Genomic DNA, 13,813 nt, shown 5'->3' with positions numbered 1-13,813 from the left:
GTACGACTAAAAAACCGGAGCCCAACAAAGGACCCCGGCCATATCTACTAAATCAGGCCTTCTCTACCAACATCCGACCCGTCATCTCCATGTGCAGAGCGTGACAGAACCAGTTGCAGTAATACCAATGAACGCCCGGCTTATCCGCAACGAAGGTAACCGAAGACGTCTGCTGCGGGCTGATCTCCATACTCACGCCATGGTTCACCATAGAGAAACCATGAGTCACATCTTCGATGGTATCCTGGTTGGTAACATACACAGTCACCTCATCACCCTGCTTCACCTTGAACTCAGTCATGCCATACATGGGTGCAACCGACGTCATGTATACGCGAACCTTGTTACCGTCACGAACTACCTTGTTATCGGCTTCCAGAGTAATACCGTCCTTCTCCGCCTGAGCACGGGCGCTGGCGAAGTAAGGATCGTCACGCTTGTAAACCTTCTGAGTCTTGATCTGGTCACGGCGAACCATAATGCAGTCATGCGGCTCGGCGAACGCAGGGCCATCGTGAACCAGCTTCATCTCGTCCCCGGAAATATCGATCAGCTGATCGTTCTCCGGGTGTAGCGGGCCAACTGGCAGAAACCGGTCTTTCGAGAATTTCGACAATACGACCAGCCACTTGCCATCGGCATCCCGGGATTCGGTCAAAGACGCATGGTTATGGCCTGGCTGGTAATGCACATCCAGCTTCTGGCGCAGGTAGTTAACGTCTTCACCGTTGTAGTGCTTGATGGCGTCAGCGATGTTCCACTTGGCTACCTGGCTGTCAATAAACAGCGTGGTATAGGCATTACCACGGCCATCGTAAGTGGTGTGCAGAGGCCCAAGACCCAGCTCCGGCTCAGCAACAACGACATCACGAAGTTCAATTTTGTCATCAAACACATCGTCCAGCTTATCGATCGCGATCACCGTACAAGTGGGCGACAGCTTACCCGCGGCAATGAAGTACTTGCCGTCAGGTGAGGTGTTCACACCGTGCGGGTTCTTGGGCACAGGAATGTACCGGGTGAGCCTGGATTTACCACGACCATCGACCACAGGAACCTTGGAATCGCCCAACGTTTTGAAGTCCCCATTCTTCACAGCTTCTTCGATGCGCTCAACGTTGAATACAACCACCCAGTCGCGGTCGTTGCGCATAGTGCCGGCCAAGTCGGCTGCTTTCTCGGAGTTGTAGCAGGTAGACGCCGCGTATTTACCAGTGTAGTCGGCGTCGGTGTTATCCAGGTTGCCGTCAACAATAACCTGCCAGGCTACTTCCATGGTTTCCGCATCCAGTGCGTTAAACATGGTGTAGCTGTTCTCCATCGAGAAGTCGCTACCATCGTTGGGGTGCGGAATCACATATTCCGCGTTACAGAATACATATTTGGTGTGCGGCACCTTCTGCAAACGCAAGCCGTGAATGGCCTGCACGTTCGGAATGTGGGTAATCTTGTCGCACTTCATGATATCCAGACGGATACGGGCTACGCGAGTGTTGGCTTTATCGTTGATGAACAAGTACTTGCCATCATAACGACCATCGGTCATGGAAACGTGCGGATGGTGACAGTCGCCATTCAGGAACTTGTTGTCGTGGCCAAGAACGTCCTTACTTTCGTTGGTAATACCCCAGCCCGTCGCTGAATCAACGTTAAAGACCGGAATCCGCATCAACTCACGCATCGACGGCACGCCAAGAACACGCACTTCGCCCTGATGGCCACCACTCCAGAAACCGTAGTACTCGTCCAGCTCACCTGGCCCTACATGGATCTTGTTCTGGGCTTCCTTCGCGGCAGCGGCGAAAGATTCACGAGTCATTACCGCACTGCCGAGGCCAGCGGCACCAACTGCACCAGCCAGCGCCGTGGCGCCCAGGAAACGGCGGCGGCTCAGGCCGCTTTCACCACTTTCCGGCATGTCCTTTTCGAACTCATCTGTCTTTTTCATAACATTCAACTCCGTTATTGGTAATGGCGGTTCTATTTCTATTTTTTTGGTTTTTTTCGTTTTTGGTTTTTTGCTTTGCTAAGTCACCTGAACCACTGGAATCTCTTCCGGGTGGCCCGGTGCATTGTGGCCACGACGTTTACCCCGGCGCTTGACGATCAGCGGTGGGCATTTGTGGTCATCGAAATAGGTCATCTGACAATCCAGGCAATAATGGCATTCCTGGTAGTTGATGGTGCCGTCGGGATGGATGGCCTGAACTTCACACTCTTTATCGCAAAGGCGGCAAGGATTACCGCACTCCTTGCGGCGCTTCAGCCAGTCGAAAACACGCAGTTTGGTGGGTAATGCCAATGCAGCACCCAATGGGCACATATAACGGCAGAACACTTTACGGGTGAAAACATTCACCACGAGCAGCACCACCGCGTAGGTCACAAACGGCCAGCTGCGATCAAAATGCAGGGTGATCGCGGTTTTGAAGGGCTCGACTTCCGCCATCTTCTCGGCGGTCGCCAGGGAGTCCAGCGATACCCCGAACAACACCAACAAAATGATGTATTTCAAGGCCCACAGACGTTCGTGAATAGGCCAGGGCACGGTGTACTGGGGCACCTTGAACTTGCGTGCAATCTCGTTGATCAGTTCCTGCAAGGCTCCAAACGGACACAGCCAGCCACAGTAGACAGCCCTGCCCCAAAGTAAGACGATGCCGGCCACAGCTGCCCAGAGCACAAAGATAATCGGATCAATCAGGAAGGTTTCCCAGGTGAAGCCACTGACCAGGCTGTGCACAAAGGCCAGAACGTTGACGATCGACAATTGGCCCAACGCATACCAACCAATGAAGAACAGTGTGTAGGTAAGGAACGCATGACGGATCCAGCGCGTAATCTTCGGCTTTTTCACCAGCCAGTCCTGGAAGAACAGAATCAGTAGCAGCACACCAATACCGATACCCAGCACGACCACCTGGAACTGGCGCTGATACCAGACCTGCACCCATAAAGGCTGTGCTTCAAGCCACTCTTCTTCAGTCAGCACCGGCTCTGCGCGGGTGTAATACTGATCCGGCAACTGATACTCCAGGGGAAATACCTGAAACTCGCTGTCCAAAGGACCAGTCTGGCGCTTTACAGTTAATTCAAGAGTCCAGGGTGTACCTGGATCAAAGTTGTGCTGCTGCCGGACGATAAAAATCGCCATTTCCTTGAAATCAGGCATACCCTCAGCGTAAACATCGCTGAGCCGGTAAAAATCCAGATCGCGGAAATTGAATGTATCCCCGTACTGGCGGATCTGAACCCGGTCAAAAATACCGCCGCGCACATAGCCTGAGCCTTTAAAGGAATATTCACCGCTGGCCATAACGGCGATCGCCTGCTCTCCTTCCTTCAGTTCGGACATTAACCACTCGTATTGGCTTTCACCGAGCAGGTTCCGGCCAATCGTCGGTGTATCCAGATAAGCCGTGTACAGATCGATCAGCGGATCATTTCTTTCATCAGGCGCAGCCGTTTCGACACCTTCGGCCTCGGTACCCTTGAACGAATCATCAACCTGACCCTTGGTAAGGAGCATGCGACGAATCGAGCCATCACCGGTCAGCTCTTCCCAGGTACGGGGCTGAAAACCGTCCTTGACCACCTCAGCCTTTGGCGGGCGCTTGGTGCCACTGCCTTCCACCAGGCCCAGCTCAACACCCACCCGGTGGGCGGTGCGCATGATCACTTCACTAACCACCATCACAGTTACCGTTGCACCGGAGAGGCCATCAACCGCAACCTTGCGCTCGGTTGACGTGCCGCCTACGGTTACTCTCTGATCGGCCTTCAGGCCAGCATACTGGTCGGTAAAAGCGTGTAGCTTACTCTCAGGGATGCCCACCAGAAGTATGGGCTCGTCGTGGTGGATCACTTTGGTAAAGCGAATAGTGCCTTCAGTATCCAACACAACCATGGCGTTTAGTGGCTTACCGGAATAGGCGGGGGTCTGAACAAAATCGAGGGATTGGTAAGCGTAGCCTTTCAGCTCGTCACCGGCATATAACTCCTGAATGGCCCGGTTATTTTCCCGGGGCTCATACCGGGTCACTTCCGGGAACGCCTTCTGAATAACCTGACGCCCGGCAACCGGCTCGTACTGAGCAACTGGTTCGGCTTGAGCCAGAGGCGCAGTTGCCAGCAGCAAGATAAATCCGCAAAACACAGTTCGAAAAAGAACGTTCAAAACCAGCCCCCGACTGAAACAGCGAAACACCCAAACCTGAATTAATCAGCCTAGGCACTTTAGAAACAAATCAAATACCTCTATATGGATACACCCTCCCCCAGAATCGGGGGAACAGGTCGATTCAGCCGAGGTTGACTGCGTTTCCTTCAGTATCCAGAGGCAAGTAGTTGCTGATATGTCCCATGCGGATTGACTCCACCATCATGGTCATTGGCTGCTGAGCTTCATCTGAAGACGGTGGGGTACCGCCCCTGCCGGACATGGCGGCAACAAAAACCACATCCCATGACTGGCCCGTGGTCCGGGATTCTTCAACCAGAGCGGAAAACTCTGAGGCTTCTTGTGGTGCCTTATCGACACAAATAACCGGCGTAAGGGCACCGCCCTCACCACGCTCAAATGCCGCCTTCTCTTCCGCGGAAGCATCATCCGGCAGTTCTGCACGGCAAAAAACGAACAACAGGCGCTGGGGTTCTTGCTCGCTTTCGGTTGCTTTGATCAGATCACTGTAACTACTAATCATGAACACAATATCCTTGGTTGAAACATTCAGGCACTGATTAAGCCTGACGGGTAATCAAAATTTGAGCGTCCCTGCGCCGCAGAACTTCCTCGCAGACCTCGTCGACGGCCTCGTCGCCATAACTCTGGCCATAGTGCTTTTTAAAGCCGAACTCGTAGAGGCGCACATGGTCATCCGCCTCTACACCGATGTTTTCCAGGCATGCCCTTGCACAATGCAGAGGGCAACCATCAATCACCGTAATGGGGCGCCCGGATTGAGCCGTTTTTACGAGGGCGGGCACCTTGCCACCCACGCCGGAAATGCAGGACATTTCGAATTCACCGGCGTGATCCAGCTTTACCGCTGTGTTGTTCGCAAGTTGCGCCACGTCGGAGCAACCGGAACAGGAATAGATTAATGGGCGCTGCTTTCTTGCTTTCACAATTCCTCCTCTGCATAGCCTGGAGGCTTGAATGCTGACTGAACCGAAAGTCGGCCAGATTACTGGCTGATTTCGATCAATCGCTTGGGGTCGGAGATGTACAGTTTGCTGCGGTTGACCCGAACCAACCCGTTGGATTTAAGATCTGCCAGAATCCGCGAAAAGGTTTCAGGCTGCATTGCGAGGCGGGATGCGACCAGGCATTTCGGCAGTGGCAACTCGACCTCGCCACCCTCAGCCGCGCCGTTCGGCAGCAGGTCTATCAGGTAACGGATCAGCCGGTCACGGGCATTCTGAACCGTCATGATTTCCAGATCATGGAATCTGGATACCGCTCGTTTGGCGTAGTGACGTAGGGCCGCGTTGGCATATTCCGGTTTCCGTTCCAGCATTTCCTGGTAGGCCTTGACCGGAATCATCAGAACTTCGCTGGATTTCAGCGCTTCGGCGTAGCAGGCATAGTGGGCAGGATCTGCATAGATCATAACCTCCGCAAAACAGTCTCCGGGGGCAATGCTGTCGAGCGTGCGGTCAACCCCGGATGAGTCCAGCCGGTATAACCTCAGCCGCCCTGATATAACAAAGAAGAAATGGTGGGCCGGCATATCCTGCCGATAAAGCAACTGATGATGCCCAAGGCGAAGACGACGGGATTGCAGAATAAGGCTCTGCAGATCCCCGTCTGAGAACGTATTGAAAAGGGCATGGCTGCGCAGCGGCTCCAGCCCGTTTTCATCGTCAGCCAGAGTATTGATAGCCACCAGAACCGGCTTGGCGTAGCGGGTTTCCGCAGATTGCATCGCCACCATTGTCTTATCCTCTTTCATATCATGCATTCAAAATGATGTTTATGATAATAGAAGGATACGCCCGAAAAATCGCTCCCCCCATAGGGGTAGAATGGCGTTTAATTTTGACAAACTGACCTATATCAATAGTTTTCATTGCTATCAATACTCCCACCATCTGGCGCGGATCAGCGCAAGACACTTACTGCATCAACGGAGAGTCGGGGATCTCAAGATCGACACCCTTCACGCCCGTCTCAGCCGCCAGAACCTGCAGGTACTGCCGGAAGGCGCGCCGGGTTACGCTCTCGCTCAGGTATTGCCGGATTTGCGGCTTCACGTGCTCGTAGGGCAGTTGCTCGCCATCAATACGCTGATCTACGCGCACTATGTGCCAGCCATAGCGGCTTTCAATCAGTTCGGGGTTAAGCCCTTCTTTGAGCGAAAGAACCGGCCGTTCAAACTCTTCAACAGTCTGGCCTTTGCTGATCTGACCCAAACCACCGCCCTGATGACGAGATTCGCAGGCAGAGTATTGCTTCGCCAGCGGCGCAAACTGGGCACGACCTTCAAGCAGGGAGGACAGCAACTGTCGCCCAACCTCCTCCTGGCGCATGCGCTCCTGCACATCGTCCGGTGCAGCAGCCAGCAAAATGTGGCTGACAGCCATCAGCGTCGGGCTGCGAAAACGGCCAGGATTCGCAGCGTGAAAACGCTCGCAATCCTCGTCGCTTGGCTCCGGCACATCAAGTTCCAACTCCAGTACCCGAGCGATGGCCGATTCCTCATCCAGATCTTCTGGCAGCTTCAGTATCCTGGCCTGTTGTAGCAGAAGCTCACGGATAACGAGACTCTTTGCGGCGTCGTGCCAGGCCTCGACGACTTCTTCGGCAGGATGGTGTTGCAGTTCACGGGCGATATCCTCTTCGGATATCAGAGTTTCACCCACATAAACGGGTGGAAACTGATTTCTGGGTTTTTCGGCTTCACCGGTGGGGATGAGTTGCATGGTAGGTCTCCGTAGATACGTTCATTGCCCCCGGCCTCCTGTGTTGGAAGCGGGGGCATTTTTACCTTTACGCCCGCTTGCGAACCACCTGATACTTCCGCCCGAAATACTCCAGCGGCACACTCAGCATGTGAACCAACCGGGTGAACGGGAAGAGAACAAAGATGGTCAGGCCCAGAAAGATATGGAGCTTGTAGATCCAGCCTACGCCAACCATGTATTCAGCCGCTCCGCCCTGGAAGGTGAAGATGCTTTGAGCCCAACCCGCCAGCAACAGCATGGTGCTGCCATCAAGGTGACCGAGTGTTGGCAGAATGGTCAACAGCCCCAACACTACCTGAACCACCAGCACGATGATGATCATGTTATCGGCGAAGGTGCTGCTAGCCTGGACTCTGGGGTCCGTCAACCGGCGATAGGCCAGCATGGCACCCCCTATCAGGCACATGACTCCGGCAATGCCACCCACCACAATAGCCAGCACCTGTTTGGTTCCCGCGCTCATGAACGGCTCGTAAACAAAGTGCGGCGTCAGCAGGCCAACCAGATGGCCGAAAAAGATCACCAGGATGCCCACGTGGAACAACACGCTGGCCAGAACCATATTTTTCTTGCGCAGTATCTGGCTGGACTGAGCTCTCCAGGTGAACTGCGACTGGTCATATCGCGCCCAGGTGCCGAGAACCAGCACTAGCAGGGCGATGTACGGATAAATCCCGAAAATCAGTGTATTCAGATAAGACATCATCTTGGTCTCCTCCTGCGCCGTCAGGCGTCTCTCGCGGCGGCACGCGCCTGAGCGGGCGTCACATCCGTCATCAGATGATCACTGAGGTGAATGGTCTGGGTCTGTTCCAGTTCACGGCGACGCTGGCCAACAACCCCGCCCGTATTGCAGGAACTGCCCTGGTCATCCACAAACTTCACCATTTCCTCTTCCCAGACCTTGTCCAGAGCCTCAGGCGTATCGTCGCGCTCCTCCGAGGCTACGATCTGCGCCAGTTCCTGACGATCCGTCGCACGGCCCGACAGCTCCAGCAGTGAATCCATAGCTACGTGGTAAATACTTTCGCGCTGGTACAGCCGCTCTCCCAGAAGGCCAAGAATATGGTGGATGTCTTCCAACCAGTTCTGGATCTCTTCCCAAGGGCGTGTCGAAAGGTATTCGAGGAACAACGGCAGGTAATCCGGCAGCTCTTTGGCATCGATTTCCAGACCGTTGGCGCGATACTGCTCCATCAGGTCAACCATCGCCTGACCTCGATCCCGGGACTCTCCATGCACATGCTCAAACAACAACAGCGATGTGGCGCGGCCCTTGTCGAAGGTACCCGTGTAAGCTTCTTCAAGGTCCAGCAGATCCCCATCACACAGACGGTCGATACACTGGAGCAATTGCTCCTTGTTTTTCCGTGGCAGCCGGCTGTCCTCAAGGACAGCGGCAACCAGGGCGTCTTTGGAGGCCTGAAGTTCCGCTGTGGGATACTCCAGAATTCTTGCCAGTACTTTTAATAGCTTCATCGTGGCCTCCTTATTCCTGCAGCTGTTTAGGGTCGACTTGCTTAACTGTCGTCAGCTTCTGCACCATGGTGGTGGTCTGCTTACGGCCACCAAACATGTTGAATTCACTGTCGCCGTTACAGCCGTCACCAAAGCTGAAACCACAACCACCGCGCTCACCATGTGCGTCCGGGAAGGCCTCCTTCGCCAACTCACGATGGCTGGTAGGAATCACGAAGCGGTCTTCGTAGTCGGCAATGGCCAGATAACGATACATTTCATCCGCCTGGGCCTGAGTCAGACCGACCTCCTCCAGTGCTCGCAGGTCTTCAACGCCTTCAACGGTTTCTGCACGCTTGTACAGGCGCATCGCCATGATGCGTTTAAGCGCACGAACGATGGGCTTTTCGTCCCCTGCGGTAAGAAGGTTGGCCAGGTACTTCACCGGAATGCGCAGGCTTTCGATCTTCGGCAACACGCCGTCGAACTCAACCTTGCCAGCTTCTGCGGCAGACTGGATCGGGCTCAGAGGCGGCACGTACCAGACCATGGGCAGAGTGCGGTATTCTGGGTGCAGTGGCAGAGCCAGCTTCCAGTCTACGGCCATCTTGTAAACCGGGCTGCGCTGAGCGGCTTCGATCACATTCATGGGCACGCCGTCTTTTCTGGCTTGCTCGATAACTTTCGGATCGTTGGGATCAAGGAAGATTTCCAGCTGCTTTTCATAGAGCTCGTGCTCGCCCGGAGTGCTGGCCACTTCTTCAATGCGGTCAGCATCGTAAAGCAACACCCCGAGGTAGCGGATTCGGCCTACACAGGTCTCGGAGCACACGGTCGGCATACCAGCTTCAATACGCGGGTAGCAGAAGATGCACTTTTCAGACTTGCCGGTTTTCCAGTTGAAGTAGATCTTCTTGTACGGGCACCCGGAGACACACATCCGCCAGCCACGGCACTTGTCCTGATCGATCAGTACGATGCCGTCTTCTTCCCGCTTGTAGATAGCGCCACTTGGGCAGCTGGCCACACACGTCGGGTTGAGGCAGTGCTCGCACAGGCGCGGCAGATACATCATGAACGTACTTTCGAACTGACCGTAGATATCGGCCTGAATCTGGTCGAAGTTCTTGTCCTTGCGACGCTTGGCAAACTCGGTGCCCAGGATTTCTTCCCAGTTCGGGCCCCACTCGATTTTTTGCATACGCTTGCCGGAGATCAGCGAGCGTGGCCGTGCAACCGGCTGGTGCTTGCTGTCGCCCGCGGTGTGCAGGTGTTGATAGTCGAAATCAAACGGCTCGTAATAGTCGTCAATTTCCGGCAGGTCGGGGTTGGCAAAAATATTCGCCAAAACCCGGAAGCGACCGCCGATGCGGGGGCGGATCTTGCCACTGGCATCGCGCATCCAGCCGCCTTTCCACTTGTCCTGGTTCTCCCACTCTTTCGGGTAGCCAATACCGGGCTTGGTTTCGACGTTGTTGAACCAGGCGTACTCCATGCCTTCACGGCTGGTCCACACGTTTTTACAGGTCACTGAACAGGTATGGCAACCGATGCACTTGTCCAGGTTCAGCACCATGCCTACTTGGGAACGGATTTTCATTTTACAGCCTCCTGAACAGTGTCGTTGCCTTCGCCATCAAGCCAGTCAACGTTCTTCATTTTGCGCACCACAACAAACTCGTCACGGTTAGAGCCTACGGTTCCGTAGTAGTTAAAGCCGTAGGAGAACTGCGCGTAACCACCAATCATGTGAGTGGGCTTCGGGCATACCCGGGTTACCGAGTTGTGAATGCCACCGCGGCTGCCGGTAATTTCCGAGCCGGGAATGTTCACAATCCGCTCCTGGGCGTGGTACATCATCATCATGCCCGGCATGACCCGCTGGCTAACCACCGCCCGGGCTGAAATAGACCCGTTGGCGTTGAACACTTCTACCCAGTCGTTATCTTCCACACCCACATCACGGGCATCGTCTTCACTCAGCCACACAATGGGGCCGCCGCGAGACAGGGTCAGCATCAGCAGGTTGTCGCTGTAGGTGCTGTGGATACCCCACTTCTGGTGCGGCGTCAGGAAGTTCAGCGCCTTCTCCGGATTGCCATTGGGCTTGGCATTCAGCAGCGGTGCTGCCGCCTTGGTGTTGATGGGCGGGCGATACACCAGCAGGCTTTCGCCGAAGGCTCGCATCCACTCGTGATCCAGATAGAACTGCTGACGACCTGTCAGCGTGCGCCAGGGAATCAGTTCGTGCACGTTGGTGTAGCCGGCGTTGTAGGACACATGCTCGTCTTCCAGGCCAGACCAGGTCGGGCTGGAGATGATTTTGCGCGGCTGCGCCACTATGTCCCGGAAACGGATCTTCTCGTCTTCCTTGTTCAGTGCCAGGTGGGAATGATCCAGCCCGGTAAATTCAGACAATGCCTTCCAGGCTTTCACAGCCACTTGACCGTTGGTTTCCGGCGCCAGGGTCAGAATCACTTCTGCCGCATCTATGGCGCTCTCAATCTTCGGCCGTCCGGCATTCGCGCCTTCGATGTGCTTGTAGTTCAGATCACCCAGGAACGAGACTTCTTTCTCGGTGTTCCAGTTGATGCCTTTGCCACCGTTACCCAACTTGTCCATCAATGGCCCAAGCGAGGTGAAGCGGGCATAGGTATTCGGGTAATCCCGCTCAACCGTAATGAAGCTAGGCGCAGTTTTGCCGGGAACCAGGTCGCACTCGCCCCGTTTCCAGTCTTTCACATCAAACGGCTGGCCCAGTTCCGCAGGGGCATCGTGCATCAGCGGCAGGGTAACCACATCTTTCTCGACACCCAGGTGGCCTTCCGATGCTTTCGAGAAGGACTTGGCAATGCCTTTGTAGATTTCCCAGTCACTGCGGGCTTCCCACGCAGGATCGGTAGCCGCCGTCAGCGGGTGGATGAACGGGTGCATGTCAGAAGTGTTCAGGTCGTTCTTCTCGTACCAGGTCGCGGTCGGCAGAACGATATCTGAGTACAGGCATGTAGTGGACATGCGGAAGTCGAGCGTAACCAGCAGGTCGAGCTTGCCTTCCGGCGCCTCATCGTGCCACTTCACTTCCTGCGGCTTGAGACCTCCGTCGTGGCCCAGATCCTTGCCCTGCAGCCCGCTGGTGGTGCCCAACAGGTATTTCAACATGTATTCGTGGCCCTTACCGGACGAGCCCAGTAGGTTGGAGCGCCAGATAAACATGTTGCGCGGGTGGTTCTCCGGAGCTTCCGGATCTTCCGAGGCAAATGCCAGTGAGCCGTCCTTCATGGACTGGGTCACGTACGCAGGAACCTCCATGCCAGCCTTTTCAGCTTCGGCAGCAATGCCCAGCGGGTTGCGATTAAGCTGCGGTGCAGATGGCAACCAGCCCATGCGCTCGGCGCGCACGTTATAGTCAATCAGGCTGCCACCAAATTTGGATTTGTCCGCCAATGGCGACAGAATTTCGTCAACACCCAGCTTCTCGTAGCGCCACTGACCAGAGTGTGCATAAAAGAAGGAGGAACCGTTCATCTGACGCGGCGGACGCTGCCAGTCCAGACCAAAGGCCAGCGGTTGCCAGCCGGTCTGCGGGCGCAGCTTTTCCTGGCCAACATAGTGAGACCAGCCACCACCGCTTTGGCCAATACAGCCACACATGATCAACATATTGATCAACGCACGGTAGTTCATATCCATGTGGTACCAGTGGTTCATACCGGCACCCACGATGATCATGGAACGGCCCTTGGTCTTATGGGCGTTATCACCAAACTCACGGGCAATGCGAATCACTTTCTCGGCGGGAACGCCGGTGATTTTCTCCTGCCAGGCCGGGGTATAAGGCTTGACCTGATCGTAGGAAGTTGCACAGTCGTCTTCACCCAGGCCACGGCTGATGCCGTAGTTGGCCATCATCAGGTCGTAAACGGTAACCACGTGGGACTCGCCGCCCTCGGCCAGCTCAACCTTGCGGCTGCCCAGCTTGTGCGTAAGCGTGTCGCTGATTTCAACTGACTTGAAGTGATCGTGCTTGATACCACCGAAGTATGGGAAAGCAACGTCGACCACTTCGTCGTGCTTTTCGACCATAGACAACTGCAAGCTCACCTCTTCTGACTTGGCTGTCTGCTTGAGGTTCCACTTGCCCTTCTCGCCCCAACGGTAGCCGATAGAGCCGTTAGGTGCGGTCAGCTCATTGGTGGCTTCATCAATGGCAATGGTTTTCCATTCCGGGTTGTTTTCTTCTCCCAGACCACCCACCAGATCACTGGCACGCAAGAACCGGCCAGGTACATAACGGCCATCTTCCATTTTGTCGAGTTTTACCAGATACGGCATGTCGGTGTACCGACGTACGTAATCGGTGAAGTACTCACTGGGGTTATCAATGTGGAATTCTTTCAGGATGACATGGCCCATGGCCATGCCCAGAGCGGCGTCGGTACCCTGCTTGGGGTTCAGCCACTCATCTGACAGCTTGGAGACCTCGGCGTAGTCCGGGGTAATGGCAACAGTCTTGGTGCCTTTGTAACGCACTTCGGTAAAGAAGTGGGCGTCCGGAGTACGGGTCTGGGGTACGTTGGAACCCCAGGCAATGATGTAGCCGGAGTTGTACCAGTCTGCCGATTCAGGAACATCGGTCTGCTCACCCCAGGTTTGGGGGGAGGCCGGTGGCAAATCGCAATACCAGTCGTAGAAGCTCAGGCACACGCCGCCAATCAGCGACAGGTAACGGCTGCCCGCAGCGTAGGACACCATGGACATGGCCGGAATCGGCGAGAAGCCGATGATACGGTCCGGGCCGTGCTTTTTAGCTGTATAAACGTTCGCCGCACCGATCAGCTCGTTGACTTCGTTCCAGTCTGAGCGCACGAAACCACCCATACCGCGACGGGGCTTATACTCTGCGGTTTTCTTCGGGTCTTCCACGATGGAAGCCCAGGCCTCAACCGGGTCGTTGAACTGCATGCGAGCAGCTCGCCAAAGCTTCATCAGATGCTTGCGCATCAGCGGGTATTTAAGGCGGTTGGCGCTGTACATGTACCAGGAATAGCTGGCACCACGAGGGCAGCCACGGGGCTCATGGTTCGGGAGATCCGGGCGGGTACGAGGGTAGTCGGTCTGCTGGGTCTCCCAGGTGACCAGACCATTCTTGACGTAAATCTTCCAGCTGCAGGAGCCGGTACAGTTTACACCGTGAGTAGAACGCACAATTTTATCGTGCTGCCAGCGTCGACGGTAACTGTCTTCCCAGTCACGATTTACGTCGTGGGTTTCGCCGTGGCCGTTCGCGAAGGATTCGCGCTTTTTGCTGAAGTAACTCAGCTTGTCGATTAAATGACTCATGGTCTCACTCTCCATCTACCCGTATACCGGATCGTTTTCCGATTTGAGA

The 13,813-nt window shown here is 55.1% G+C and carries 10 protein-coding genes; all 10 read right to left on the bottom strand.

Features of this window, described 5'->3' with window-relative positions:
* Positions 1 to 52: 52 nt before the first annotated feature.
* Entirely contained in the window at positions 53 to 1,948 is a 1,896-nt protein-coding gene (gene nosZ, locus Q4606_RS03495) for a TAT-dependent nitrous-oxide reductase (protein WP_303606671.1), read from the bottom strand.
* A gap of 78 nt (positions 1,949 to 2,026) precedes the next feature.
* Positions 2,027 to 4,132 carry a transcriptional regulator NosR gene (nosR, locus tag Q4606_RS03490; RefSeq protein WP_303607006.1) on the bottom strand — a complete coding sequence of 702 codons (2,106 nt, stop codon included), beginning with the start codon at positions 4,130 to 4,132 and terminating at the stop codon, positions 2,027 to 2,029.
* A gap of 169 nt (positions 4,133 to 4,301) precedes the next feature.
* Positions 4,302 to 4,703, bottom strand: a complete 402-nt coding sequence (locus Q4606_RS03485; protein WP_303606670.1) for a ribonucleotide reductase subunit alpha — start codon at positions 4,701 to 4,703, stop codon at positions 4,302 to 4,304.
* A gap of 37 nt (positions 4,704 to 4,740) precedes the next feature.
* A complete protein-coding gene (locus Q4606_RS03480) occupies positions 4,741 to 5,127 on the bottom strand; it encodes a putative zinc-binding protein (protein ID WP_303596582.1) in 387 nt (128 codons plus the stop codon).
* Positions 5,128 to 5,186: 59 nt separating this feature from the next.
* Entirely contained in the window at positions 5,187 to 5,936 is a 750-nt protein-coding gene (locus Q4606_RS03475; protein ID WP_303607005.1) for a Crp/Fnr family transcriptional regulator, read from the bottom strand.
* A 181-nt stretch (positions 5,937 to 6,117) separates the two neighbouring features.
* Positions 6,118 to 6,924 (bottom strand): peptidylprolyl isomerase, encoded by an 807-nt coding sequence (locus Q4606_RS03470; RefSeq protein ID WP_303606669.1) that lies wholly within the window; start codon positions 6,922 to 6,924, stop codon positions 6,118 to 6,120.
* Between the two features lie 67 nt (positions 6,925 to 6,991).
* The gene (narI, locus tag Q4606_RS03465) at positions 6,992 to 7,669 is read right to left on the bottom strand and encodes a respiratory nitrate reductase subunit gamma (protein WP_303607004.1); all 678 of its coding nucleotides are present in this window, start codon (positions 7,667 to 7,669) and stop codon (positions 6,992 to 6,994) included.
* 23 nt (positions 7,670 to 7,692) lie between these two features.
* A complete protein-coding gene (gene narJ / locus Q4606_RS03460; protein WP_303596584.1) occupies positions 7,693 to 8,445 on the bottom strand; it encodes a nitrate reductase molybdenum cofactor assembly chaperone in 753 nt (250 codons plus the stop codon).
* 10 nt (positions 8,446 to 8,455) lie between these two features.
* Positions 8,456 to 10,024 (bottom strand): nitrate reductase subunit beta, encoded by a 1,569-nt coding sequence (narH, locus tag Q4606_RS03455; RefSeq protein ID WP_303596585.1) that lies wholly within the window; start codon positions 10,022 to 10,024, stop codon positions 8,456 to 8,458.
* Entirely contained in the window at positions 10,021 to 13,764 is a 3,744-nt protein-coding gene (locus Q4606_RS03450) for a nitrate reductase subunit alpha (protein ID WP_303606668.1), read from the bottom strand. Before Q4606_RS03450 ends, narH begins: the two co-directional genes overlap by 4 nt.
* Positions 13,765 to 13,813: the final 49 nt, after the last annotated feature.

The organism is Marinobacter sp. 1_MG-2023 (genome assembly GCF_030549045.1).
GTDB lineage: Bacteria > Pseudomonadota > Gammaproteobacteria > Pseudomonadales > Oleiphilaceae > Marinobacter.
Note: the sequence above shows the minus strand (reverse complement) of the source record. Positions and strands in the feature narration are given on the sequence as shown.